26 protein-coding genes and 5 pseudogenes are annotated in these 25192 nt (G+C 65.5%); 16 read left to right on the plus strand and 15 right to left on the minus strand.

Features of this window, described 5'->3' with window-relative positions:
• Positions 1–547, plus strand: a pseudogene (locus QM789_RS18580) (IS66 family transposase); the annotation flags it as partial.
• Positions 548–561: 14 nt separating this feature from the next.
• Here the strand turns inward: QM789_RS18580 and QM789_RS18585 are convergent.
• Positions 562–718 (minus strand): annotated as a pseudogene (locus tag QM789_RS18585) (transposase); the annotation flags it as partial.
• Positions 719–849: 131 nt separating this feature from the next.
• Here QM789_RS18585 and QM789_RS18590 point away from each other — a divergent pair.
• Positions 850–1224, plus strand: a complete 375-nt coding sequence (locus QM789_RS18590; protein ID WP_420353353.1) for a hypothetical protein — start codon at positions 850–852, stop codon at positions 1222–1224.
• Here QM789_RS18590 and QM789_RS18595 read toward each other — a convergent pair.
• A complete protein-coding gene (locus QM789_RS18595) occupies positions 1191–1517 on the minus strand; it encodes a hypothetical protein (protein WP_420353354.1) in 327 nt (108 codons plus the stop codon). The genes QM789_RS18590 and QM789_RS18595 overlap by 34 nt on opposite strands.
• Before the next feature lie 124 nt (positions 1518–1641).
• On the opposite strand from QM789_RS18595, the gene QM789_RS18600 reads away from it, so the two are divergent.
• The gene (locus tag QM789_RS18600; RefSeq protein WP_420353355.1) at positions 1642–2214 is read left to right on the plus strand and encodes an SRPBCC family protein; all 573 of its coding nucleotides are present in this window, start codon (positions 1642–1644) and stop codon (positions 2212–2214) included.
• 167 nt (positions 2215–2381) lie between these two features.
• Positions 2382–2507 carry a hypothetical protein gene (locus QM789_RS18605; RefSeq protein WP_420353356.1) on the plus strand — a complete coding sequence of 42 codons (126 nt, stop codon included), beginning with the start codon at positions 2382–2384 and terminating at the stop codon, positions 2505–2507.
• Positions 2508–2725: 218 nt separating this feature from the next.
• On the opposite strand, the gene QM789_RS18610 is transcribed toward QM789_RS18605, so the two are convergent.
• Both QM789_RS18610 and QM789_RS18615 read right to left on the minus strand, forming a co-directional pair.
• Complete coding sequence (locus QM789_RS18610) at positions 2726–3127, minus strand: type II toxin-antitoxin system VapC family toxin (RefSeq protein ID WP_420353357.1); 402 nt, start codon at positions 3125–3127, stop codon at positions 2726–2728.
• Positions 3124–3339 carry a type II toxin-antitoxin system Phd/YefM family antitoxin gene (locus QM789_RS18615; RefSeq protein ID WP_420353358.1) on the minus strand — a complete coding sequence of 72 codons (216 nt, stop codon included), beginning with the start codon at positions 3337–3339 and terminating at the stop codon, positions 3124–3126. The genes QM789_RS18610 and QM789_RS18615 overlap by 4 nt, the downstream gene beginning before the upstream one ends.
• Positions 3340–3603: 264 nt before the next feature.
• Between QM789_RS18615 and QM789_RS18620 the strand changes: the two are divergent.
• The 5 genes and pseudogenes from QM789_RS18620 to QM789_RS18640 form a co-directional block, all read left to right on the plus strand.
• Positions 3604–4017: pseudogene (locus QM789_RS18620) on the plus strand (transposase); the annotation flags it as partial.
• A gap of 193 nt (positions 4018–4210) precedes the next feature.
• On the plus strand, positions 4211–4444 hold the full coding sequence (locus QM789_RS18625) for a hypothetical protein (RefSeq protein WP_420353439.1): 234 nt from the start codon (positions 4211–4213) through the stop codon (positions 4442–4444).
• 184 nt (positions 4445–4628) lie between these two features.
• The gene (locus QM789_RS18630; protein WP_420353359.1) at positions 4629–5729 is read left to right on the plus strand and encodes an NADH:flavin oxidoreductase/NADH oxidase; all 1101 of its coding nucleotides are present in this window, start codon (positions 4629–4631) and stop codon (positions 5727–5729) included.
• Between the two features lie 79 nt (positions 5730–5808).
• Complete coding sequence (locus tag QM789_RS18635; RefSeq protein WP_420353360.1) at positions 5809–6648, plus strand: DUF429 domain-containing protein; 840 nt, start codon at positions 5809–5811, stop codon at positions 6646–6648.
• Positions 6649–6671: 23 nt separating this feature from the next.
• Complete coding sequence (locus QM789_RS18640) at positions 6672–7214, plus strand: AAA family ATPase (protein ID WP_420353361.1); 543 nt, start codon at positions 6672–6674, stop codon at positions 7212–7214.
• Between the two features lie 314 nt (positions 7215–7528).
• Here the strand turns inward: QM789_RS18640 and QM789_RS18645 are convergent, their stop codons facing one another.
• Positions 7529–7936 carry a MerR family transcriptional regulator gene (locus tag QM789_RS18645; RefSeq protein WP_420353362.1) on the minus strand — a complete coding sequence of 136 codons (408 nt, stop codon included), beginning with the start codon at positions 7934–7936 and terminating at the stop codon, positions 7529–7531.
• A gap of 67 nt (positions 7937–8003) precedes the next feature.
• Positions 8004–9303 (minus strand): annotated as a pseudogene (locus tag QM789_RS18650) (IS701 family transposase).
• A 137-nt stretch (positions 9304–9440) separates the two neighbouring features.
• On the opposite strand from QM789_RS18650, the gene QM789_RS18655 reads away from it, so the two are divergent.
• The 3 genes from QM789_RS18655 (at position 9441) to QM789_RS18665 (ending at position 11839) form a co-directional block, all read left to right on the plus strand.
• Complete coding sequence (locus QM789_RS18655) at positions 9441–10718, plus strand: NADH:flavin oxidoreductase/NADH oxidase family protein (RefSeq protein ID WP_420353363.1); 1278 nt, start codon at positions 9441–9443, stop codon at positions 10716–10718.
• A gap of 52 nt (positions 10719–10770) precedes the next feature.
• Entirely contained in the window at positions 10771–10902 is a 132-nt protein-coding gene (locus QM789_RS18660) for a class I SAM-dependent methyltransferase (protein ID WP_420353364.1), read from the plus strand.
• Between the two features lie 157 nt (positions 10903–11059).
• Positions 11060–11839: a hypothetical protein gene (locus QM789_RS18665; protein ID WP_420353365.1), complete on the plus strand. Its 780-nt coding sequence runs from the start codon at positions 11060–11062 to the stop codon at positions 11837–11839.
• Between the two features lie 383 nt (positions 11840–12222).
• Here the strand turns inward: QM789_RS18665 and catB are convergent, their stop codons facing one another.
• The 6 genes and pseudogenes from catB to QM789_RS18695 all read right to left on the minus strand — a co-directional run bounded on the left by catB (position 12223) and on the right by QM789_RS18695 (position 15989).
• Positions 12223–12858: a type B chloramphenicol O-acetyltransferase gene (gene catB, locus QM789_RS18670; protein WP_420353366.1), complete on the minus strand. Its 636-nt coding sequence runs from the start codon at positions 12856–12858 to the stop codon at positions 12223–12225.
• Positions 12859–13007: 149 nt separating this feature from the next.
• Positions 13008–13238 (minus strand): hypothetical protein, encoded by a 231-nt coding sequence (locus tag QM789_RS18675; protein WP_420353367.1) that lies wholly within the window; start codon positions 13236–13238, stop codon positions 13008–13010.
• 53 nt (positions 13239–13291) lie between these two features.
• A pseudogene (locus tag QM789_RS18680) lies at positions 13292–13336 on the minus strand (hypothetical protein); the annotation flags it as partial.
• A 160-nt stretch (positions 13337–13496) separates the two neighbouring features.
• Positions 13497–13880 carry a hypothetical protein gene (locus QM789_RS18685; RefSeq protein ID WP_420353368.1) on the minus strand — a complete coding sequence of 128 codons (384 nt, stop codon included), beginning with the start codon at positions 13878–13880 and terminating at the stop codon, positions 13497–13499.
• Between the two features lie 1527 nt (positions 13881–15407).
• The gene (locus QM789_RS18690; RefSeq protein WP_420353438.1) at positions 15408–15689 is read right to left on the minus strand and encodes a DUF982 domain-containing protein; all 282 of its coding nucleotides are present in this window, start codon (positions 15687–15689) and stop codon (positions 15408–15410) included.
• Positions 15690–15782: 93 nt separating this feature from the next.
• The gene (locus tag QM789_RS18695) at positions 15783–15989 is read right to left on the minus strand and encodes a cold-shock protein (protein ID WP_420353369.1); all 207 of its coding nucleotides are present in this window, start codon (positions 15987–15989) and stop codon (positions 15783–15785) included.
• A gap of 439 nt (positions 15990–16428) precedes the next feature.
• Here QM789_RS18695 and QM789_RS18700 point away from each other — a divergent pair, with 439 nt between their 5' ends.
• The 3 genes from QM789_RS18700 (at position 16429) to QM789_RS18710 (ending at position 19669) form a co-directional block, all read left to right on the plus strand.
• A complete protein-coding gene (locus tag QM789_RS18700; protein WP_420353370.1) occupies positions 16429–16845 on the plus strand; it encodes a CopG family transcriptional regulator in 417 nt (138 codons plus the stop codon).
• Positions 16846–16871: 26 nt separating this feature from the next.
• Positions 16872–17879, plus strand: a complete 1008-nt coding sequence (locus tag QM789_RS18705) for an alpha/beta hydrolase family esterase (protein WP_420353371.1) — start codon at positions 16872–16874, stop codon at positions 17877–17879.
• 245 nt (positions 17880–18124) lie between these two features.
• Positions 18125–19669, plus strand: coding sequence for an alkaline phosphatase (locus QM789_RS18710; protein WP_420353372.1), 1545 nt, complete (start codon positions 18125–18127; stop codon positions 19667–19669).
• A 51-nt stretch (positions 19670–19720) separates the two neighbouring features.
• On the opposite strand, the gene QM789_RS18715 is transcribed toward QM789_RS18710, so the two are convergent.
• Positions 19721–19885, minus strand: coding sequence for a hypothetical protein (locus QM789_RS18715; protein WP_420353373.1), 165 nt, complete (start codon positions 19883–19885; stop codon positions 19721–19723).
• A 74-nt stretch (positions 19886–19959) separates the two neighbouring features.
• Between QM789_RS18715 and speB the strand changes: the two genes are divergently transcribed.
• Entirely contained in the window at positions 19960–20937 is a 978-nt protein-coding gene (gene speB / locus QM789_RS18720; protein ID WP_420353374.1) for an agmatinase, read from the plus strand.
• On the opposite strand, the gene QM789_RS18725 is transcribed toward speB, so the two are convergent.
• Both QM789_RS18725 and mprF read right to left on the minus strand, forming a co-directional pair.
• Complete coding sequence (locus QM789_RS18725) at positions 20934–22274, minus strand: AcvB/VirJ family lysyl-phosphatidylglycerol hydrolase (protein WP_420353375.1); 1341 nt, start codon at positions 22272–22274, stop codon at positions 20934–20936. The genes speB and QM789_RS18725 overlap by 4 nt on opposite strands.
• Positions 22271–24901, minus strand: a complete 2631-nt coding sequence (gene mprF, locus QM789_RS18730; protein ID WP_420353376.1) for a bifunctional lysylphosphatidylglycerol flippase/synthetase MprF — start codon at positions 24899–24901, stop codon at positions 22271–22273. Before mprF ends, QM789_RS18725 begins: the two co-directional genes overlap by 4 nt.
• Positions 24902–25192: the final 291 nt, after the last annotated feature.

Below are 25192 nucleotides of genomic sequence, written 5' to 3' on the forward strand. Positions count from 1 at the left end.
GGCTGACCGGGTGTTGGGCACACAGCAGGCGGAAGTTCTATGAGCTTCCCGCCGGCAGCTCGGAGATCGCCAGCGCCACGGTTGGGCGGATGGCCGAGTTCTGGAGGCTGGAGGCGACTGTCGGGGGCAGAGGCCCGTGCCGCGGCGCGCCAGACCGTATCGGCCCCCATCGTCTCCGGGATTTTCACGCTCTGGGCAGCAGACCCTGCCGCGCATCTCCGGCAAATCGAAGCTGGCCGAGGCCATGCGCTATGCCATCTCCCGCCGCGAGTTCTTCGAGCGCTTCCTCACCGATGGCCTGGTCGAACTGGACTCGAACATCGCCGAGCGCGCCATCAGACCCCAGACGATCACACGGAAGAACAACCTGTTCGCCGGGTCAGATGGTGGTGGCCGCACATGGGCAACCATCGCCCCCCTTCTGCAAACCTGCCGGATGAACAGCGTCGATCCGACCGCCTGGCTCACCCAGACCCTCACCCGCATCGCAAACCAATGGCCGGGCGCCAATCTCGACGCACTCATGCCCTGGAATTGCAGAACCTGAACGGGCGACGCTCCACGCCAACGATACGACAGGTTCGGCGCCACGCCATTGCGCCGCGCGACGACCGAAATGCGGGCGTGATCCTCCAGCGTCTCCTCGACGATCCGCAGCTTCTCCGCCACCCTCCAGCGGCGACGGCGGCCGCCGTCGGTGAATCTCTGCGTTAGCCATAAGCACATGCTCAGGCCTCCATCTTCTGGCCTGGGTGTCCGGTCGAAATGGGGGCCAGTTCCCTGCCAGCCGGTCGCTTTGCTATGCTTGCCTCATCGCGACACGGCCACCGCGGGGAAGGAGGAACCGGCATGAGCGATCCGACCGCCCTGTACCGCTGCGTTGCCTCGGGGCCGTCCTGGGGCTGGGCGCTCTCTCGGCGGCGGGGTTTGGCCGCCCGCATCCGTGGCGCTGGCCCCGCCGGTGCCGCAGGCGGAGACCGACGCCCTGCTCGCAGCGCTGAAGCCGAAGCGCCCCTCGCCATCGTCGGCCTCAACGATGCGACCGGGACCACCGATGACCTGCTCCTGAAACGCGCCGATGCGGTGTCGCTTGCCACCGGCCCCGGCCCGCTGCGGCTGTTTCCCGCGCTGACCGTGCAGCCCGACATGACCATCGCCGCCTTCGACGCAGCGCATTCCCGGGGCGCCGATCATGTGATCGTCCCCGCCATGAACCGGCGGTGACAGGCTGGCTGCAAGGCCAGGCCCGGAAGGGCGTGGTGATCCTTGGCCTTCGCGCTGACCCGGCCTTTCGCGGCGATGGTGCTTGCCAACCGGCTGGCCTTCTGGAACCATGAGGAACCGGGTATCGCCCGCGCGCCGGGCGTGGATGATGTCTCGCTGGCGCTGGTGGCCGATGCCTGGTCGCGGATCTGGCCCCCGACGGTGACGAGCCAGGCGGCACGGTCGAGACCCGGCACGGCATCCACATCATCCCCGACCACCGGGGTGCGGACGGACGGGAGGCGCGCCCCCACCTTCCCGATAGCCCGCCGAAGCCCTCGGCCGGACCCTTGCTGCGATCGCCGCGCGTTACGGCGCAAGGACCACCGATGTGGTGGCCATGCAACTGGAATATCCAAGGTAATCAAGGAGGAAACCATGCCCTGCACGATCCGGCTGCACCGCGTCATCGCGGCCCCGCCCGAAAAACTCTACCGCGCCTTCATCGAGCCCGACGCGGTGGCAAGCTGGCTGCCGCCCTGGGGCTTTCTCTGCACCGTCCACGAGCTGGAGGCAAAGGTCGGCGGCCGGCACCGGATGTCGTTTCGCAACTTCACCACCGGCCACAGCCATGCCTTCGGCGGCAGCTACCTCGAACTGATCCCGGGCCGGCGCCTCGTCTATACCGACCGCTTCGACGATCCCGATATGCCGGGCGAAATGACGGTCGCCGTGGATCTGAAACCGGTCTCGGTCGGCACCGAGCTCTTCATCGAGCAGAAGGGCGTGCCGGACCTGATCCCCGCTGACGCCTGCTATCTCGGCTGGCAGGAGTCGCTGCACAAGCTCGCGAAGCTGGTTCAGCCGGAGATCAAGTCCCAGGCGCAGGAGCCCGCCGATGCCCCTCCGCTATCACCGCATTCGCGCAATCCCCCGACCAGGGCCGGGGACATGCGCGTCCGCTGGGCGCTGGAAGAACCCGGCCAGCCCTACGCAGCTTCGCCGAGATGAAGCACCCACGCATCTGGCGTCGCATCCCCGCGGACAGATCCCGACCTGTGAACAAGGCGATCCGACCCTCTTCAAGGCCAGCGCCCCCGTGCCACACATCGCGCAAACCCGCGCCGACAAGCGAACGCGCGGAAGGTGATGCGAACCTTCCCCGCGATCAGCGCCAGATGCTTCTGGTCTGGAACCGGCTGATCCTTCCAGGCGACCGCTCGCTGGTGCTGGAGCACCTGCCCGGAGCGGCGATGCCGGGCCGGAGGATGGGGCCGGTCGTCGAGGACAGGCCAGGAAGGTAACGGCGGAACGCCCCGCGCCGCTCCCCCGTGATCTTGCCGCCCATGCCAAACTGCTGGGCCGTGCAGGCCACGGCGGACAGCAAAGGATCGACGTGCCGATGCGGGAACGATTCCTCGCCACGGATCGCGGGTTCGTAAAGGTGCGGCGGAACGCGCCCGAGCGAGGGCCAAGGGGACGCTGGAACGCGCATTTCCTGACCGGCCGTTCGCGAATGCCCCTACCAGATCCGGCCATGCCAGCCGGAACGTCCGTTCAGGTCGTCGAAGGCCGTGTCCTTGGAGATCAGTGGACAGGCGAGCGCCATAGCTGTCGCGGCGATCATACGGTCGAACGGATCGCGATGCTCCCAGAGCATTGATCCGGCCAGAAACGCAATCTCGGCACCATAGGGTGCCGGCTGACTGCCATGCCGTTCCCAGAGCGGAAGAAGCCGGTCGATAACGGGGTCCAGCTCCGGCCATTTCCCGATCCGGTGTTTCTGCGTGATCTCGTAGAAGCTGATCGGGGACACGAAAACGGTATGAGCGCCCTCGATCGCCTCTCGCGCCGCCGGGCTCAGGGCCGAGGACAGGAACAGGCTCCAGACGAAGGCATGGGTGTCGAGAAGAACGACCGTCATTCCCAGTCCTTCAACTCACCCTCCGACATCGGCGTCAGGAAGTCCGGCACCCGGCTGACCAGCCCATCGCCGATGCCGATGCGCACGGTGGAGCGATGGATGGGCACCAGGCGGGCCACGGGATGGCCGCCGCGCGCGATGACCACTTCCTCGCCCTGCTCGGCGGCGCTGATCAGTTCGGACAGTTTCGCCTTCGCCTCGGCGATGTTCATCTGCATTCCCATCGGAAGACTCCATATATGACCTGGACCAAGACTTGGTTCATCCTCGCTGCGAAGTCAATCCAAACGACGTGGATACCATGCGCAGACGCCGGGAAATCCTGCGGCTTCGACAAGGCCGTCGAACGACACTGGATCAGAATATTGCGAAGGTGGAACGGGTACAGGACCAGGCATCATGGACCGCGATCGGCGGTCTGGAGGCCATGATTGACAGTGAGATCCTCTGTATCTTCGGCGAGGGCATCAAGCGCCTGGCCGGTTCTGGAGTTTTCCTCTCTGAGCCGCCGACAGAGAACCATCAAGGTGCAGGTGTCGAGCCGCCGTGCTCCGGGCCTGCTGGTCGACAGCCCCGGAATCAAGTTCCTCGGCGATGGGGAATGGTTGGCACGCAAGCACGGCACCCACCGCCGCCGGTGACATCCATGCGATGGAGCCCACCCCCAGCAACAGACATCCCCATGTTGCCCCACCTGCACGACCAGATTCCGGAGGAGGAACAGATCGGCACCGTCACCGGCGACGGTGCCTTCGACACGAGGCCCTGTCACACTGTGATCCGGCGGCGCCGCCCCCGATCCGCAGCAACGCTCACCTTTGGCGGGAGGACTGTCTTGCCGCCACAGCCCGTATGAGATCCTCCGGGCAACTCAACGCCTGGGCAGGGCCATATTGGCCCTGTGCGACCGGCTGCGCGACATTGCGATCCCGGCGCGGCTGGTCCGGCAGGAGAGCACCTGGCTCTTGCTGAACGGGCCGATGGGGCGGGCGCCGCGCCAGATCGGCCGTGCGGACAGGCGCATGGTGCGGATCGGCCGCGCCATGCGCCTGTATCCGCGCGGGCTTCGCGGATCCGTTGAACGTGCAGCGGCTCGCCGGGATGGGCCCCGCGACCTTCCACCGCCACTTCAAGGCGGTCACGGCGATGACGCCGGTGCAGTATCAGAAGGCCCGTCGCCTGCTGTTTTCCGATCATGCCCGGATCGGCTATGAGAAGCCCGTCGCAGTTGGGAATATCGCCGCCTGTTCGGATCGCCCCCCGGGCCGGGATGGGCAGGAGATCCGCAATAGCCTCATGCCGCAGATCAATGGATGAGGAGAGGCGGCATGGGCGGGAAGCCGTCATGCGCTGCAAACACCTGAGAACCCTCGGGTGCCCGGAACACCGGCGTGCCGATACCGCCTGCGGCTTAAACCTTGCCCTCTGCCGTGCTTCCGAAACCGTGGCCGATCCGCTAGGTTGCCCCGTAAACCGCAACCCTCCCGGACGGAGCCGCAGTATGAGCCAGCTCTTCACCCCGATCACCTCCGGCAGCCTCTCGATGCCGAACCGCGTGGTCATCGCGCCCATGTGCCAGTATTCGGCCGAGGATGGCCGGATGACCGACTGGCACATGATCCATTACGGCCAGCTTGCGCTTTCCGGCGCGGGGCTGCTGACCATCGAAGCCACGGCGGTCAGCCCCGAGGGGCGCATCACCCATGCCGATACCGGCCTGTGGGACGAGGCGACCGAGGCGGCCATGGTCCCGGTCATGCAGGCGATCCGGCGGTGGTCCGACATTCCGGTGGCGATCCAGCTGGCCCATGCCGGGCGCAAGGCCTCGACCGGGAAGCCCTGGCTGGGCGGAGCGCAGATCCCGCCCGGGCAGCCGAACGGCTGGCAGACCGTCGCCCCGACCGCGCTGCCCTTCAGCGCCGGTGAAAACCCGCCCGAGGCACTGGGCAAGGGGGACATGGAGCGCATCCGCGACGCCTTCGCCGCGACCGCCCGGCGCAGCCTGCGGCTGGGTTTCGACGCGATCCAGATCCATGCCGCGCATGGCTACCTGCTGCATCAGTTCCTCTCGCCGCTGTCGAACCGGCGCGAGGATGCCCATGGCGGCAGCCTTGAAAACCGGATGCGCTTCCCGCTGGAAGTGTTCGAGGCGGTGAAGGCGGTTGTCCCGGCGGATTACCCGGTCTCGGTCCGGGTGTCGGGCACGGATTGGGTCGAGGGCGGCTGGGACATCGCGCAGACCATCGCCTTTGCGCGGGAGTTGCAGGCGCGGGGCTGTGCGGCGATCCATGTCTCCAGCGGTGGGCTGGACCCGCGGCAGCAGATCCCGATCGGCCCCGGCTATCAGGTGCCGCTGGCCCGCGCGGTCAAGGCGGCGGTTGACATGCCGGTGGTGGCGGTGGGGCTGATCACCGATTTCGACCACGCCGAATCCATCGTGGCGACGAGTGACGCCGACATGGTGGCCCTGGCGCGCGGGATCCTTTACGATCCCCGCTGGCCCTGGCACGCGGCGGCGCATCTGGGCGCGCAGGTGCCCGCCGCGCCGCAATACCTGCGCTGCCAGCCCCGGATGCACCGCGAACTGTTTCGCCCGGCATGAGCTGCCGGCCCTGATGATGTGGCAAGGTGCGGCATTGCCTTGAGCGTCCGACGAATTGACGATGAAAGGAAGGAAACGGGTGGATATCTATGGCATCGACTTCACCAGCAGCCCCAGCGGGAAGAAGCCGCTGACATGCGTGCACTGCCGGTTCGAGGGCGGTGAACTATGTCTCGTCGATGAGATCCCATGGCCTTCCTTTGCCGGGTTCGATGCATTCCTTCACGGCGAAGGCGAATGGATTGCCGGGATCGACTTTCCCTTTGGTCAGCCGCGCCGGTTCATCGAGAGGATCGGTTGGCCCGAGTCGTGGGCGGGCTATACCCGCCATGTGGCCGAACTCGGAAAGCGCCGCTTTTGCGAGGAACTCAGGGCCTTCAAGGCGGCGCGTCCCTATGGTGACAAGGAATACTTTCTAGCGACGGACGTGTTGTGCGGTGGTGTCAGCCCGATGAAAATTGATTTCGTGCCGGTCGGCCGGATGTATGCCGAAGGTGCGCCCCGCCTGCTGAACTGCCCCGCCATGATTCCGCATCTGAAGGAAGACGGTGACAGATCCCGGATCATCGTCGAAGCCTATCCGGGCGCTGCCGTTCGGAACCTTGTGGGGGACAAGAACAACTACAAAAGCGATAACCCGAAGAGACAGACCAAAACGCAGCACACGAAACGCCTCGGCATTCTGGAATGGCTGACACAGGCTGGAAACCCGTATGGCTTTGTGGTTCGCTCGGGTCGCGATATTGCCGATGATCCTGCAGGCGATCGTCTCGATGCGCTGCTTTGTGCGGTTCAGGCCGCTTGGGCCTGGACGCAACGGGACCGGGGATATGGCGCGCCGAGCGACGTGGACCCATCGGAAGGCTGGATCGCCGATCCGCAATCCAACCGTGGTGCCTACCCTGCCTACCCTGCCTGACCTGTAATTCCTAGAGTGCGCCCATGTCGGATCATATGTTCGTCGTGACCGGTGGCCCCGGCTCCGGCAAGAGTAGCCTGATCGACGCCCTGACCCGGCGGGGCGTCCGCGCCATGCCCGAGGCGGGTCGGGCCATCATTCAGGATCAGGTCAGGATCGGCGGATCGGCCCTGCCATGGGCGGATCGGGCGCTGTTCGCCGAGCTCATGCTGGGATGGGATCTGCGTTCGTGGCGCGAGGCGCTGGCGATGGATGTCCCCGTCCTGATGGATCGCGGCATACCCGATGTCGTCGGCTACCTGACGCTCTGTGGTCTGCCTGTTCCGGCGCATATCGAGACGGCGGCGAGGCTCCACCCCTACAACAAGCGGGTTTTCCTGGCCCCATATTGGGGCGCCATCTTTGCGCAGGACACGGAGCGCAAGCAGGACCGGCAGGAGGCCGAAGCGACGGGCCGGGTCATGGCGGAGACCTATACCCGGCTGGGCTACCAGATCAACGAACTGCCGCTGGCGGGGATCGAAGCACGCGCGGATTTCGCGATGGAACGGCTGAAGGCCGCGTGACGGCATCGGTCATCGGATCAGTCCGTCACGGTCTGCCCTCTCCGTGCGAACAGGTAAGGCGGCAGGGGGGGCGTAAGCGACATGAGCAGCACGGCCTTCAAGGACGTCTTCAATCTGGCGCTGCTGCGCGAGATTGCCGCCGGGTTGCAGCGTGCCCATGCCCCGTTCGATGAAGCCGCCTTCGTCGTGCGCTCCATGGATGAGCTGGAACTGACCTGCCACGCCGTCCTGACCATGCAGCCGGGCGAGAGGGGTGGGCTTTCGGTCACGGTGTCCCTGGTCTCGATGACGACACGCCGTCACTTCCCCGGCTATCAACGCCGAAGCCCATCCCCTTGGTGGGTTTGCGGTGGCGACGCAGGCGCCGCGCCCTCCTGGCTTCTCCGCAACTCCCCGATCAGCGTGTCGATCCTGCGCTTACGCTCCTTCGCTTCGGCGATCAGCACGTCCACCGCATCGCTCTTTGCGCTCAGCAGGCGGATCGCCTCGTCGCAGGGGATCGGGTGCTGGCCGGAGCGGACCTCGACACTGGCGATCTCGCGCAGGGTGAAGCCCAGCCCTTGCGCCTGTTCGATGAAGCGCAGGAGCGCGACCAGTTCCTCGGGGTAGTCGCGATAGCCGTTCGCGCCGCGCGTGGCGGGTGCGATGATGCCGCGCTTTTCGTAGAAGCGGATGCGCGAGGTGGTCACCCCCGCTGCTTTCGCGATCTCGCCGATCTTCATGGCGCCCTCTTGACCTTGAACCTAGCACTACTTTGGCAGAAGTTTGTTGAGTATTTTTCGCCACTTCCTACGGCAGTGGGGACAGTTGGGCGGCGGCTGACTGAGCTGGATCAAGATCGTCTGCCTGATAGCTGGTAGGCTCGGTTGCGGCGGGGGAGCTGGGGCCCTTTTTTTTCCCACCCGCTGCCTTCAGGCGTCGGGCTTGCAGGAAGGAGAACGCGATCATGGTCATGAGCGCATGTCGGTGCAGGCCCTGCCATGATCGGCCCTCGAAGTGGTCAAGGCCCAACTCTTCCTTGAGCTGCTGATGGGCTTGCTCACAGACCCAACGGGCCTTGATGGCCCCGGCCAGTTTCTTGAGCGGTGTGTCGGCCGGCAGGTTGCTGAGGTAGTATTTGCGCTCGCCGGTGGAACGGTGCTCGCCGACCAGCCAGACCTCCTCGCCGGGCAGATGCTGCTGGCCAAGATTGCCAATGCGCTGCGGCGGTCCGTCGGCGACGCGGACACGCATGGCAGCGAACCGGGCTGAGAGCTTGCCTTTCGTGCCGCGCCGCCAACTCACGGCCTGCCACTTCGCCTTCTCAAGTATCTCCTGCGCCGGACGAGATGGGACATCGGGGACATGGTTCTTACGCGGTCGCCCGCGACCGGCGATCGGGAAGATCAGGGCAACGTTGGCCGGGTAGACCTTCTGCTTGTGAGGGATGCCCACGGCCCAGGTCAGTCCACGCTCGGTGAGCGCCTGCCGGAACGGGCCAGACAGGCCATAGCCGGCGTCGGCCAGGATGCCGCCAAAGCGCGCACCTGCGCTGCGCACACGGTCGATCTCGGCCAATGCGATCTCCGGCTTGGTACGGTAGGTGCGCGCCTCGTCAGGAACCTTTGCCCGATCCATGCGCGCCGTATCACTGGTCCAGCTTCTCGGGCAGAAACAGCCGAAGCCCGATCATCACGGGCACTTCGCCTGATGCCAGCGTCACCGACACAAGGGTCTGGCAGTTGGCGTTCTTGCCGAGCGCCGACGCGTATTGCGGTGCGACCCCAACCGAGGCACGCCCCTTCTTGGGCAACGCGGTATCATCAATAATCAGCCAGGCATCGCTGCCACCAACCAAGGCGTCTGCCTGCCGGCACAGTTCCTTCTCCAGCGGCGCGCTGTCCCACAGCGCGGCACCAATAAAATGATGAAGTTGATCATAGCCAATCCCGGGCGAACGCATCGCCATGGGCTGCACGCTCTTGCGATCGCCAGGACCAATCAGCCCCTCAACGTAAGCCGGACACATCCGCGCCCTGCGACGATCGCCCAATGTTGCCACAAAGGGACGAAGCCACTCCGCCAGATCGTCCCGCCAATCATCCGCCATCGCCAGCCTCCACAAGCTGGCACTCTATGAATCACCGCAAGTGACTCTTGGGAATCCTGAAAATACACTTCTGCCAAAGTAGTGGTAGGTTCAAGCCCTATATCCCGATGCGTCACGATGGAAAAGGATCGCGCCGCATGCCGGATCACCCCCAATCTCCGCTGTTCCAGCCGCTAACGCTGCCGAACGGCCAGACCATTCCGAACCGCATCGCCAAGGCGGCGATGGAGGAGAACATGGCCGACCTGCGCCACCTGCCGGGGGAAAGCCTGCGCCGGCTCTACCGGCAATGGGCGGAAGGCGGCACAGGGCTGATCATCACCGGCAATGTCATGGTCGCGCCCGACGCGGTGACCGGGCCCGCCGGGGTGATCCTCGACGCGAGCCAGCCGCTGGGGCCGTTCCGGGACTGGGCGGCGGGGCGCGTGAGCGGGGCGCGGCTGTGGATGCAGATCAACCATCCCGGCCGTCAGGTCTTTGCCCGGACGACGCCCGAGGCCATTGCGCCGTCAGCGGTGCCGATGCGGATGGAGGGCGCCTCGCGCCTGTTCGCGAAGCCCCGCGCCATGACCGGGGCCGAGATCGAAGCGGTGATCGCCCGCTTTGCCGACACTGCCGCGCTGGCCGAACAGGCGGGCTTCGATGGCGTGCAGATCCACGCGGCGCATGGTTACCTGCTCAGCCAGTTCCTGTCGCCGATGACCAATCTGCGGACGGACGAATGGGGCGGCAGCCCGGAGAACCGCGCCCGGCTGCTGGTCGGGATCGTCCGGGCGGTGCGCGCGCGGGTCTCGCCCGGCTTCGGGGTCGGGGTGAAGCTGAACTCCTCGGATTTCCAGAAGGGCGGTTTCGGGGCCGAGGATGCGGTCGCCGTGGTGCGGATGTTGAACGATCTGCCCGTCGATCTGGTCGAGCTGTCGGGTGGCAGCTACGAAAGCCCCGCCATGCACGGCCGCCCCGCCGCCGCCAGCACCGTGGCGCGCGAGGCCTATTTCGTCGATTTCGCCCGCGACGTGGTGGCGGTGGCGCAGATGCCGGTGCTGGTGACCGGCGGCATCCGCCGCCGCGCCACGACCGAGGCGGCGCTTGCCCCCGAGGACGGTCGCCCCGGCGTCGCCATGGTCGGCCTTGCGCAGGCACTGGCCTGGGCGCCCGATCTGCCGAACCGCTGGCGCGCGGGCGAGGCGGTGGCCGATGTGCCGGTGATGCGCTGGAAAAGCCGCCCGCTGGCGAGCCTGGCCACAATGGCGCTGGCGAAACGGCAATTGCGCCGCATGGGTGCGGGCAAGCCGCCGACGCCCCGCGCCTGGGTGCCCGGCGTGGTGGCCTGCGACCAGATCAGGACAATCTGGCGCAGCCGCCGCTATCGCGCCTGGTTGCAGGCCCGCCATCAGGCGCGAGAGGATCGGCCATGAAACGCATCCTGCATGTCGTGGCCAATGTGGGGCATTATACATGGGGGCAGGCATGGCGCAGAACATGATCGCGTGGGTGGAGACCTCGGGTCCGGCCATCGACCACCGCATCGCCGATCTGGACAGGCTCGACCTGCCCGAAGCGGCGTTCGATCTGGTCTACAGTGCATTGACCCTCCACTAAGTCGCGGATTTCGACCGGCTGGTCCGCATGATCTATAAGGCGCTGGTGCCCGGCGGCGATCTGGTCTTCGCCATCGAGTATGACCGCCGCGCATCCGCATTGGGCCCATGACGACAATTGGCCCTGACGGGCCGGTGCGCCATGGCACGCGCCAGCTATGTGGGAAGCGCGCGCCATAGCGCATATCCTCACCAACTGGCCTGGTTTTGCACCGCCGTTGACAGATATACTCGACCAATATAAATATAAAGGTAGTAATATATTTTACGTGAAGTGTGTAAATTCAGTAATCTATAGAAGCCATGGAGGATCTATAACAGTGAAATGCCGAATTTATAATATCCTCATGCCTTTTCGGCCAGGCCATTCACTTGTCATTGCGACAGGCGCTCTTTTGTCCGTAATAGCTGGCAGCAGCAAGGTGTTAGGCGGTGACCAGATTAATTTAGATACAGCAGCTTCTTGTGCACAAGAAGTTGCTGAGCTTGTTCTTGAAGTAACTTCGAGCGATGCCATCGAGTTTTGTCCTGATTTTCACCCAGGCTGGAAGTTTATGATCCATCCATTTTCTGGATATGAGGATACTTTATTAACTGGAGATATATCGCAAGTTTTATCATTAAATTTTAACCGAAACTCAGAAAGCGGAGAACTGTTGAAGTACGGATTGGTGCCGGTGGGGGATAATCCGGAATTATACATAATTTTGATTATATCGAGCGATGGCGTCCTAAGCCAGATAGGTCCGGACGAATATTTCATGTGGGCCCAAGACTTAAGAAGTGAAGTTGCCGACGGCAAATGGGGATCAACAAGTCTATTTAGATGCACCACCTCAATAGGAGGAGGGTGCATATCATACCAAAACGCCATTGTTTGCGACAATTATTCTTACGGTGGAACGGATATAAAGGCGACACCAGTAATTTCTGTTTGATCGAGATCCAAGGATCACAACATTGAATTGATGGAAAATTACTCAAAGGCAAAGCAAGTAATAAACCTGGCGGCTTCAGTAATTCTTAAAGTTTCCTGCAGGTAACAGAAAATGTCAGCTACAATAGGCCAGGCGACGCTAAATCTACTGAAATCTCGGGTGGAGAAATGGAACTTTACGGAGTCCTAATCGCACTCTCTATAATAACGGCTCTACTATGGCTGGCCTTTATATGCCAGGGGCCGACGGGGCAAGGCGTGTTTGGAAACTACTCTCATTTACATGTATCTCGCGAGATCGGATCGGAAAAGTTTCAAACGCTTAGAGATGACATTTCCAGATCAATTGCTGAGGGTATAATTAGGTGGGGCGGGCGCCTTTTGTCATGCGGCCCGGATGTTTTCCAGCCAATGCCTGTGCAGCTTCTCGACCTCGCCGCTGGTCAGCACGGGCATGGCGGAATGTAACTGCTCGTCGGACCAGTCCCACCAGCGCATCTCCAGCAGCAGGCCGATCAGCCGGTCGTCGAAACGCTTGCGGATCACCTTGGCCGGGTTGCCGCCGACGATCGCATAGGGCTCGACATCGCGGGTGACCAGGGCGCGGGTGCCGATCACCGCGCCGTCGCCGATCCTGACGCCGGGCATGAGGATCGCCTCGGAGCCGATCCAGACATCATTTCCGATCACGGTGTCGCCCGCGGGCTGATAGCCGTTCGCGGCGCCGGCGAAGGCGGGCACCTCGGGCATCCAGTAGAAGGGAAAGCTGCTGATCCAGTCGTTCCGGTGGCCCTGATTGCCCGCCATGATGAAAGCCGCGCCCGAGCCGATCGAGCAGAAACTGCCGATGATCAGCCGGTCCGCGCCTTCGTCGGGCAGCAGGTAGCGGGCGCAATCGTCGAAGCCGTGGCCGTGGTAATAGCCCGAATAATAGCTGTAGCGGCCGACGATGATGTTGGGGTTGGTGACCTGTTTGTCCAGGGTGATGCCCCGGAAGGGGCTTTCGAAGAAGTTGTTCATGTGACGCTCTCTGAATGGTTCGTGTCATGCCCGCTTGCACAGGCAGAAACCGCGCGATGGCCTGCTGGCCCCGCGCCCATGCCCCGGCATCCTGCGCGGGGCGGCATTCAGATGGTTCGTCGCGCGGCCTTCATCGCTTTCTTTCGCCTTCAGGTCAGAAACGCATTGTGACCATGATTGCGGCCCGGGCCAAGCCCGAAAGCGAGGTCCCCGCCCGGGTTCATGCCGCCCGCCGCTGGCCCGTAGTTCGGCCCGCCGCCGCACAGGACGACATGGCAGTCCGGGTTGCCGGTCGCGGTGGGGGTGGCTGCCCGGCCCTCAGGGGTGATCGCCGGGAAGGACTGCGGCGCCGAGGCCGCGCGGATCGCGTCCAGCGCCACCTGCCCCCGCCATCGGAGCCGTTCCTGAAGCCCACCGGGCAGGACAGGCCCGAAGCAAGCTGGCGGTGGATCTGGCTCTCGGTCGTGCGCGCGCCGATCGCGCCCTAGGCGATCAGGTCGGCGAAATATTGGGGCAGTAGTTTGCCGCGTTTTCGGACCCAAGCCAGTATCCGGAATTTCTAGCCAATACCAACGACTTGTCTGCTCGTTTTTCAGGTTGACGTGTAGGTCATGACTGAGTGTGCCGAAAGTGTGTCGTTAGTCTACAGCGGGGCATGGTCCGAGCCTAACGCCGCTTGTGGCGGCCACCATAGCCATGGAGTTGGCGGTCTTAACCTCGTCGCGACGGCTCCACACCACACCATACGCTTTGTGCAAAAGCATGGCCTCATACGGGCTGGTGTCGGGGCGGTCCAAAAGCGGGCGCATGGCGTCCTTAATGTAGCTGTCCGCCTCGCCCAGCCCGTTAAGGAGCCCCTGCAAGTGCCAATACTCCCGCGCCCGAACTGCGCACGTCATAGATACCGTTTCAACCTCAAACCCGAGCGCCCGCTTGACACCCTCTCTCCGGTCGGGACTGGCCCCAATATACGCCGCGAGCACCCAGAGGGCGGTGATCACATAACCGCCAACGTCGTTCATTTTGTTACCTTCCTTGCATGAATTTGCGTGCCTTCTCGACCACATCGGCGCTTTCAAGGTGCACATACTTGGCCGACATTGCGGCGGTTGTATGGCCCAAGAGCTTCGCCAGTTCGTGAAGGCTCATTCCGTTCCGGACCATGAAGGGCCCGAGAGTATCCCGGAGGGTACCCGCCGCCGCGCCCAGCAGGACATTTACACCGGCCTCCGGGGCTGGGTCTTCCGTCAGGCGGTCCACGCTGTGCCATGCCTTGTAGACATGGCCATCGTTGCGGAGCCGACGCTTTCCCAGATCGCCCTGCCGACGCCGCTCCACGGCGTGGTGGTGCCGACTGAGAATGCCTCGCGCAGGGTCAGGTCCGGCTGTCCGCTGGATCCGAAGGCATAGGTGAAGGCGCCGTTGCCCCGGGGATCCCCCGGCTCGATGCAGAGCTCCAAGTGCCGCCATGGCCGGTATCGCAGGAGATCAGCACCTTGCCGTTGTACCTGGCCAAAGCGGCAGCCAGAGCAGGGCGAGGGCGGTCAGGCAGGGGCGCATGGAACTCTCCGCGCGTGGCTCGGTCATCTTGCCCGACATGCCATTGCCGACAAGCGTGAACTTGTCCCAATGGAACGGAAGCTTGACGCCTGCTCGTCCGTGGGCCCTCCGCTTGCCTTTCCGGTGCCGCTTTGGAATGACCGCCGCCATGGGACTGAATATCGCGGTCGTCGGTGCCGGGATCGGGGGGGTGCCACGGCACTGCTGACCGCCGCCGATGGCCATGACGTCACACTGTTCGAGTGTTTCGAGGCGCCGCGCCCGGTCGCTCGGGCCAGCCGGTCGGCCTTGCCGTGCTGGACTTGCCGGGCGCGGGCGCTGTCCGGCCCGATCCTGCGGATGTATGGCGATGCCGCCGGAACCGGGCACCGGGGGCTGGATATGCGTTCCCCCGCGGCTGCGCCGGGGCGGGCCTTCCATCGCGCCAACCTGTTCGGGCTCTTGTGGTCGCGGATCGCATGGTGGGGGGCTGCCGATCGGGCGGCTGCCCGACGATCCAACCCTGATCACGTCGGTCTTCTGGCCGATGCTGGCCCGAAGCCTCGCCGGACGATTGGAGGGCCGAGGCCATGACTCTCTGGTCATCACCCGCAACGACCAGATGACGCCTGCCCGCTCTGCGCATGGCATATTGCGGCGGCCCTATGCCCCGGCGCTGGTCCATGTCGGCGATGCGGCCCATCGCGCCAGCCCGCAACTGGGGCGAACATGGCCGGTGATCCGGCCGATCTGGTTACGGTCGATCGGCTGCCGCCGCTGGCGGGTGAGGGCGGGCAAGAGGTCGAAGTTGGGCCTCCGATTGCCACCCGGAGCGAAGGGTGAGGGAATGGAGCCCGTTATCCGGTAGAAAGAAAGGCTTCACCGCTTTCCGGTCTGAACGGGCCTTTCGGGCATCGCGATGCTCTGGATCGCGTTCCGGCGGCGGTGCACCCTTGTCTGATGACTGAGGGCGGCGCCAGGGCAATCCGGCCCGGATGACCCGCGGCGTTTCAGGCAGCGCGGAGCTGCGGTTGCGCGACGAAGCCCGCGCTTTGCGCCGCCGCGATGAAGGCCCGGCGGGCGGTCGCGATGGGTGTCAGGCAGTCCATGGCCGCTTCGACGTGAACCAGCGCGCGCTGACGGGCATCGTCGGAAACGGGCCATCTCTTGCGCAGCCAGTATCTTGCCTGCTCGATCGTGCTGAATGTCTGAACATCGCCCTTGGGCGACATGATAAAGGACAGGGGCTCCCCCCAGTGGATTTCGATCAAACCGTTGTCTTTCTGAAAGATTGGAGCCGGGTGCGCCTGCGGCGCCCATCCGGCTCGAAGGAAAGCGGGTCTGGCACGGCGCCGACCCGCTTTCAGGAGTTCCGACCCTGAAGGTCAGGCGAGAACGAGATTCGCCGCCGATTCGCGTCCCTGACGGTCGCGCTCCAGGTCATAGGTGACGGCCTGGCCGTCGTTCAGGCCGCGAAGGCCCGCGCGCTCCAGCGCCGAGATATGGACGAAGACGTCCTTCGAGCCGTTCTCAGGGGCAATGAAGCCGAAGCCTTTGGTAGAGTTGAACCATTTCACGGTGCCGTTGGCCATCGTGACATTCCTTCCATCTGGTGCCGCCCGCATCATGCGGCGGCCTGGCAAAGCTGAAGATCGAATGCTGAGCCAGAAGGAACAGGAGTCCGAAAACAAGATATGCCCGATACATATGGGGCGGGAGAGGCCGGATTACGAGGGCGTCCGGCGAATGTTTCGGAATTACGCCTTAACATGTTGAAAAGGCGTGGAAGAATTCGATGGTGGCGGGGTGTCCAGGTAGTCCCGTTCGGGCAAGGTTCCCTCCGCCATCGCCTTTCCGCTTCTCAGGCCGCCTTGTCGGCAGCTTGGTCAGGGCGCCATCGGTCTTCGTTTCTTCCTGCAACGTCGCCACGACGGCCAGCGCCCGCCCTGCGGCTAGCGGTAATTTCGCTGCGGTGGACTTGAAAGCTGCCATATGGCATCCATATACCATCCACACGGATGGAGAATCGCCATGACGCCCGCACGCACGCTGCGAGAGAAAACGCCTGACAGCGAAAAGATCACCCTGAATCTGGGCTTCGTCGATCTCGGGCGGATCGACCTGCTGGTGCAGGAGGGGTTCTATTCGAACCGCAGCGACTTCATCCGCACCGCGATCCGCAACCAGTTGGACAGTCACGGCGAGGTCGTCAGCCGCTCGATCCAGCGCAACACGATGGAACTGGGCCTGCGCGACTACAGCCGCGCCGAGTTGGAAGCCCTGCGCGATGCGGGTGAGGTGCTGCATGTCAAGGTGGTCGGCCTGGCGCGGATCGCGCCCGACGTGGCGCCGGAGCTTGCCGCCGCGGTCATCGGTTCGATCACCGTTCTGGGCGCCCTGCAAGCCAGTACCGAGGTCCGGCAGGCGCTTGCCGGCCGCATCCATTAAGCCCCCCTTATCCAAGGAGCACCGCCATGAAACCTTTCGATCTTGGCGCCCTGCGCCGGGCAGCCGCCAGCGATCTCGTGCGCCGGACGCTGGCGCAGCACGGGCTGATGCCGGATGATGAGCGAAGCCCGCTTTCCCCCATGGCCGATCTGCTGAACAGGCAGGCCCCCGCCCCGGACGTGCTGCCGCCCGGCGCCAGCCTGACGACCGACCGTTTCACCTGCGCGGCGGGTGGGCGCGACTACCTGACCTATGTCCCGGCAAGCGCCGCCACCGGGCTGGTGGTCATGCTGCACGGCTGCACCCAGACCAATGCCGATTTCGCGGCGGGGACCGGGATGAACGCCCTGGCCGAGCGGCACGGCCTAATCGTGGTCTATCCGCAGCAGTCGCGCGGGGAAAACGCCCAGTCCTGCTGGAACTGGTTCAGTCCCGGTGATCAGCGCCGCGACCGGGGCGAGCCCGCGATCCTTGCCGGTATCGCCGCCCATGTCGCGCAGGCCCACGGCATTCCGTCCTCGGCCACCTTTGTCGCCGGGTTGTCGGCGGGCGGAGCGATGGCGGTGATCCTGGGGCAGACCTATCCCGACGTCTTCGCGGCGGTCGGCACCCATGCCGGGCTGCCCTATGGAATTGCGCGCGACGTCCCCTCGGCCTTCGCGGCGATGGCGGGGAAGGCGGTCGCCGATCCTGCGCGCGCGGCACGGCCAACGCCGACCATCATCTTTCAGGGCGATGCGGACCGCACCGTCAATCCCGCCAATGCGGACCGGATCGCCCGCGACGTCCTGACTGCCGGTCCCCGGATGACGCTGTTCGAGCAGACCTCCGGACGGCTGAACGGGCGCGGCTTCATCCGCGAGACCACATCCACGGACGACGGGGCCACGCTGCTGGAATACTGGAAGATCGAGGGTCTGGGCCACGCTTGGTCCGGCGGCAATCCCGCTGGCACCTATACCGATTCAGCCGGTCCGGATGCCAGCGCCGAGATGGTGCGCTTCTTCCTTCGCTGCAAGGGTGACGCTGGATAACGCCCTGTCGGGACGCACCCGGCAGCGAGATCGCGCAACGCCCGAGCCGCCCGGATTATCGAAGCACGCGCGTGATCCGGCAGCTTGTCGCCGGCCTCTGTCCGCACAAGGCTCCGCAAGCTGATGGCGACGAGAGAGCCACATGCCCCGGAGGTGTCACAAAACCGTAACAACACCTTCGGGAAACGGTCATGAACTCACGTTAACCAACCTGTCGGAAGTAATCCAATCTTTCAGAGGTTCCTATGAAAACGTCTCTTCGTCGGCAGATCCTCGCTGCGGCTTCTGTCGTCGCACTGTGCGTTCCGGCCGCCGGTCATGCCGCCCCGGTGAAAAATGTCATCATGATGATCTCGGATGGCGCCTCGTTCGGCACCTGGGACATGGCCAGCTATTGGGAGCATGGCGCCACGGGCAAGCAGGTCTATGACGGCTTCGACGTCAAGCTGGGCATGACCACCTATCCGCTCAACACCTCGACCACCCCCACGGGCGGCAACGCGACGACCCTTGGCTATGATCCTTCGAAGGTTCTGGATTCGACGCCGACCGGTGACGGCAGCTTCGCGGGCTATGAATACCTGAAGAAAGACGTGACCGACAGCGCCGCCGCCTCGACCGCGCTGGCGACCGGCCAGAAAAGCTACAACAATGCCATCGGCGTCGACAACGACGGCAAAGTTTTGAAAAACATCAGCGAAGTGTTCAAGGAAGCCGGTCGCTCGGCGGGCGTGGTGACTTCGGTTCCGTTCAGCCATGCCACCCCGGCGGGCTTCGGTTCGCATAACATCAGCCGCAACAACTATGGCGAGATCGCGCGCGAGATGGTCAACGGCGGCGTGCTCGACGTGATCATGGGCGCGGGCAACCCCGACTATGACAATGACGGCAAGAAGCGCGATGCCGTCTATACCGCCGAAACCGGCAAGGGGAACAACCCGACCACCGGTGCGGGCGAAGCCTATACGCCGGAATCGGTCTGGACCGATCTCAAGAGCGGCAAGGGGCCGATGGAACTGATCGAAACCAAGGCCGATTTCGAGGCGCTGGCCAATGGTTCCAAGACCGTCGACGGTCGCCTGATCGGCGTCGCGCAGGTCAGCGGCACCCTGCAACAGGCCCGCACCGAGGCCAATGGCGTTGACAGTGCCAATCCCTCGGGCCTCGCCTACATCAGCGACGTGCCGACGCTGGAAACGATGACCAAAGGCGCGCTGAACCATCTGGGCAAGAACGAGAACGGCTTCTTCGCGATGATCGAAGGCGGTGCCGTGGACTGGGCGGCACATGCCAACCAGACCGACCGGATCATCGAGGAGCAGGTCGATTTCAACGCCTCGGTCCGCGCGGCCTATTCCTGGGTCGAGCAATATTCGAACTGGGAAGACACCATGCTGATCGTCCTGACGGACCACGGCAACTCGATGCCGCTCGGCCCGAATGCCGACACGGAATTCTTCGAAGGCCCGCAGAACAATGGCCAGGGCAACCTGCCGGGCGTCAAATGGCAACACACCAACCACATGAACGAAAACACCCGTCTGTGGGCGCATGGTGCCGGTGCGCAAAGCCTGACCGATCATATCATCGGTCAGGATCCGTGGCTGTCGCTGGTGGTCGGCCATAACGATACCGGCGACTACATCACCAACAGCAGCCTGTTCCCGGCGATCCTCGATGCGACGGGCCTGGACACTACCCCGCCCGCGGTCCCGCTGCCGGCCGGTGTGGTGCTGCTGGGCAGCGCCGTCGCGGGCTTCGCCGCCCTGCGCCGCCGCAAGGCCGCCTGACCGAACAGAGGCGCACCACGCCTGAGGCCCGGACGTAAGGGCGCGCGCGGTTCATGCCGCGCGCGTTGCCATCTGAATCGGCCTGAAGACCATGGCCGACAGCATTTGCTTCGATGTTCCGAACAGCCGCGCAGTTGCATCGGGCAGGGTCTGGCTGCCATGCGATCGGGTGACGCTGATCGCCGGATACCCGGTCAACGCATTCAGGCAGCGCATAGGGGGCATCGGCTATTGCGAGCGGGCGTTGCGGTAGTATGGTCGTCCATCTGCCGGGGACATCAGGGGGTGCCATGACGAGCCTTTACCAACCCATGGATGCGGCTGTCGTGCCGCGCTTCGCGGGGCCAGCGAGCTTCATGCGCCTGCCGGTGGTGGCGAGCGCGGCGGGGCTCGACATCGCGCTGGTGGGTATCCCCTGGGACGGCGGCACCACCAACCGCCCCGGCGCCCGCCATGGCCCGCGAGAGGTCCGCAATCAGTCGAGCCTGATGCGCCGGGCCAATCACCATACCGGGGTCGCGCCCTATGACCTTATCGCGGTGGCCGATGTCGGCGATCTGGAGGTGCAGCCGATCGACCTGATGGCGGCGCTGCGGCAGATCGAGGCGGGCATCGCCGCGATCTGTGCCGAGGGGGCCGTGCCGCTGAGCGTCGGCGGCGATCACCTGACCACGCTGCCGGTGCTGCGCGCGCTCTCCCGGGCGCGGGGGGAGCCGCTGGGCCTCGTGCAGTTCGACGCGCATTCCGACACCAACGACCGCTATTTCGGCGACAATCCCTATACTCACGGCACGCCCTTCCGCCGCGCGATCGAGGAAGGCATCCTCGACCCGAAGCGGATGGTGCAGATCGGCATCCGCGGCTCGGTCTACGACCCGGACGAACACGGCTGGGCCAAGGCGCAGGGCATCCGCATCGTCTACATCGAGGAATGCGCCGCGCGCGGCCCCGAGGCGGTGATGGCCGAGGCCCGCGCGATCCTGGGCGACCGGCCCGCTTATGTGACCTTCGACATCGACAGCATCGACCCGTCGATGGCGCCCGGCACCGGCACGCCCGAGATTGGCGGCCTGACCAGCCGCGAGGCGCAGGCGATGGTGCGGCTGCTGTCGGGGCTGAACGTCGTCGGCGCCGATGTGGTCGAGGTCTCGCCGCCCTTCGACCTGGGCGGCATCACCGCGCTGACCGGGGCCACGATCCTGTTCGAGCTGCTCTGCGTCATGGCCGAGGGCATCGACCAGCGGCGCCGAGGACCGCCCGGCGTCTAGTTCAGCCGGGCGCGCAGGCCGGTCAGGATATGCTGCGTCAGCCCCTGATAGTCGCCGTCGAAATGGTGCCCGCCGGGCAGGCCGATCATCTCGTAGCCGTGCCCGGCCAGTTCGTGGCAGGCGTCTTCGTCGTCGCCGTCGCCATAGATGCACTGGACGATCCGCGCCGGAACCTGCTCCAGATCCTTTGTCGGATCACTGGCCGATCCGCTCGACAGGCCGAGCCAGCCCGAGACATGGATCACATAGTCGCGCTGATGCGACAGGCCCAAGAGCGTCATCTGCGCGACCGAGGCGCGATCCCCGGCATCCAGCAGATTGTAGCTGTTGGGCAGAATGTCCGCGCCGAAGGAATAGCCGATCAGCAACACATGCCGCACCCCCCACAGGCCCTGATAATGGTGTATGATCCGGGCGAGGTCAGCGGCGGTTTCCTGTGGCTTGCGTTCGTTCCAGAAGTAGCGCAGCGCGTCGACGCCCACCACCGGCACCCCCGCCGCCTGCAACGCGCCGCCCACCTGGCTGTCGATGTCGCGCCAGCCGCCGTCGCCCGACCAGATGATCGCCACGGTGTCGAGCGCGGGCTTCTCCACCGCCATTTCGGTCAGCGGCAGGTTCAGCGGCCCCTCGGCCCGGGCCGCGAGCCTGTCCCTGACGGCGGTGTCGAGCGCATCGGCGGGCGCGGCCTCCGTCTGCGTAACCGAAACGCCCGGATAATCGCGCGCGAGTTCCGCCACATGCGCCTGCGCATCCGCCGGCGCCGCCGGGGTGAAGACCACGGAGACGGGCATGTTCAACTGGCCATCGGGCATCAGGCCATAGACCTCGCGCCCGCCCGCCGGGTGATGCGGCGCCTCGGTGCACAGCGGCGCCCTGAGCGCGATCCCCGCTGAGGGATCGACCGCCACCGCGCCCGCGAGGGTCGAGGCCGGGGTCTGCGCCGCAAGCGCCACCGCCAGCCCGCCGCCATCGCCCCGCCCGGCGATCAGCGGCAGGTGGTAATCCCCCGACCCCCCGGCCTGAAGACGCTTCGACAGTTCCTCGATATCGGCGATGGCATAGGAGCAATCGTCGTCGTCGGGATGTCTCTCCAACGCGGCGAGCCAGCCCGGCAGGTCGAGCCCGACCACTGCCACCCCTTGCCCCGCCAGCGCCCCGGCCCGTGCCGTGTCGTCAGCGGTCCAGCCCTGCGCGTCGGAAATCAGGAAGACCACGCCCGTGGGCTGCCCGGCCGGGTGAAAGACATGCGGCCCGACGATCATGCCCGCATCGTAGCCCGCCGGGGGCTGCGCCGCCGCCGCACCCGCCATAAGCGCCAGCGCCAGAACGAATTTCATTTCCCGACCACTCCCCTGAAACCGCCCCCGATCAGCAGCGTGACATCCACGAGCGCGGCGACGGGCGAAACGCCGCCCCCGACGATCAGGTAGCGCGGCTGCCAGTCGGGGTTGTATTTGGCCTTGAAGGCGCGCAGTCCGCGGAAATTGTAGAACCGCTCGCCATGGGTGAAGATCGCCTGCCCGAAGTGGTTCCACATCGGCGCGGCGGCATGGGTGGCAAAGCCCGAAAGCGGCGCCATCCCGAGGTTGAAGGTCCGGAAGCCCTGCGCCTTGGCCTCGCGCAGGAGCGCGCCGAACAGGTAATCCATCGCGCCCTTCGGCGCCCCGGGGCCGAAGCGCATCAGGTCGACCGTCGCCTCGGCCTTCGTTTCGGTGAGCATCAGGGTCGCGAAGGCGACGATCTCGGCGCCCAGGCGCAGCACAGCCACCGGCTGCGTGCAGACAAAGGTGCGCTCGAACCGGCCGAGCGCGAAGCCCTTCTCGCGCGCCTCATGCTGTCCGAGCCAGGCGTCCGAGATCTGTTCGAGCCGGTCGAGCACGGCGGGCACCGCCTCGGGGGGCAGGATCTCAAGGCTCATCCCGTCGCGTTCGCCCTTCGCCAGCGCCCGGCGCTGTTCGCCCCAGCGGCTTTGCGAAAAGTCGAGCGCGACCAGATCCACCCTGGCCATCTCGCCCAGTTTCAGCGCCCGCAGACCGGCATCCGCGCAGGCGCCAAGGAGGTCGGGCGGGGCCTCGTAGAACACCGCCCGACCGCCACCCGCCCGCGCCGCCTCGATGAAGCGCCAGACGAGTTCGGGGCGCGCGTCTTCGGCGCCGATCGGGCCGAAGAGCGAGATCCACGACCGCCCCTGCACCGCATACATGACAAAGGCGCGGCCATCTTCGGAGAACAGCACCGCCTTGTCGCCCATCCGCACGAGGTTGCCGCCGCTGTCGTCCTGCGCGGCGACGATGGCGGTGGCGCGGGCGATTTCCCCGGGCGTGGCGGGGCGCGGGCGGGCGCGGGCCGGGCGCAGGAGGCTCGCGACCGCGATGGCCACGGCGCCGATGCTCAGCCCCATCATCGCGCGTAACCCGCGCGGCGCCTCTTCGGAGAATTCGAACTGCCACCAGAGTTCCCGGCTATAGCCCACATCGCGGTAAACGAAGAACAGGATGGTCAGCGCCGCGACCAGCATCACCGCGATGGCGCCAAGCCAGACCGGCGTCAGCGGCTCGGCCAGAAGCCGGGCACGCCGGTCGAAGCAGCGCCGGTTGAGCGCGAGCCCTGCCACCAGAACCGCCAGCGCCGCCGCCTCCCAGGGCGCCAGCGCCTTGGGCACGGTGAAGGCGATGGCGGTGAGCCCGGTGACGATCCCCGCGATCCGGGCGCCATCCATCCGATGCACCAGCCCGCGCGCGATGATCACCAGCAGCAGGCCAAGCAGGCTCGACAGGAAATGCGCGGCCTCCAGGATCTGGATCGGCACCCAGTTCGACAGCCAGTCGAGATTGGCCTGTGGCGTGGGCAGCACGCTCGAAAACACCAGCATGACGCCGCAGATCAGCGCGAGCATCGCCATCAGCGGCGGCACCACGGCGGCATTCACCGCCTGCGTCCAGAGCGCCGCGACCGAGCGGCGGTATTCGAGTGCCTCGCCGATGGCGAGCGCGATCACCGCGAGGAAGAGCGGCCCGACGTGATAGATCAGCCGGTAAAGCACCAGTGCGCCGATGATCTGCTCGGTGGGGACCGCGGGGCCGAGGCCGCCGATGATCACCGCCTCGAACACGCCGAGCCCGGCGGGCACATGGCTCAGCACGCCCAGCCCGAGCGCCACGCAGAACAGCGCCACGAAGGCGGGCCAGTGCAGCGGTACATCCCCCGGCAGCAGCACATAAAGCACGCTCGCCGCCGCCGCGATGTCGATCGCCGTCACCAGCAATTGCGTCAGGCAGGTTCCCACCGGGGGCAGCCGCGTCGCCATCGCGCCCGCCGCCTCGTCGGCGGTGACGGGGCGGCCGCGCCACAGCCAGACCAGACCCGCGACCGTCGCCACAAGCAGCCCCGCCGCGACGATCCGCAGCAGATCGGCATTCACCCCGATCAGCCCGCCGACCTGCCAGGCGAAGACCAGCACGGCAAGCCCCGTCATCACCGCGAGGCCGATCCCGAAGGCCAGCGTGACATAGGCGACGACGCGGGCGACCTCCTCGCCCTTCAGGCCCAGCCGGCTGTAGCCACGGTAGCGGATCGCCCCGCCGCTGAGCGGCCCGAACCCGGCGGTGTTGCCCACCGCATAGGCGCTGAACGAGACGAGCGCCACCTGCGGCAGGGGCAGGGGCCGGCCGATGAACCACAACGCCTTGACATCATAGAAGATCAGGCAGGCAAAGCTGATCGCGGTGAACCCTGCGGCAAGCAGGACGCGCTGCCAGGGGGTGCGCGCCAGCGCGTCCTGCACCGTGCCATAATCGACGTCGCGGGTGATGTTGCTGATGGCGATGGCGACGATGACGAAGGCCACCGTGGAGAAAACGACCGCCAGCGCCGTGCGGTGCCGTCGCGCCCGCGCGAACACCGATCCGGACGGAAGATCGGGCTTCGACTTCGGTTGGCCTGCTTGGGGAAGGGCATCTGCCACGGGATTCCATCCGAATTTCTGGCCGACTTCGTGGCCGACACCACGCTCTGTTGCCTGAGCGCGTCCTTTATGTGGCCCGATGCGAATCGGCAAATCACATAAGGTTTTGCGCCCCGCCCTCCGGGATGAGGGGCGGGCGGCACCGGCAGGGCGCTTCCGGGGCGCGGACGGCGGAGCGACAATCTCGCCCGCTACAGCGACGGGCACGCGGGCGCCCTCGGGGCAGGCGGCGGAAATCGCGACCGGATCGGGCAATCGCGGCTGGTCTTTGGTAGTGCCCGTACCACTGGC

This window comes from Paenirhodobacter sp., assembly GCF_047600745.1.
Taxonomy (GTDB): domain Bacteria; phylum Pseudomonadota; class Alphaproteobacteria; order Rhodobacterales; family Rhodobacteraceae; genus Rhodobacter.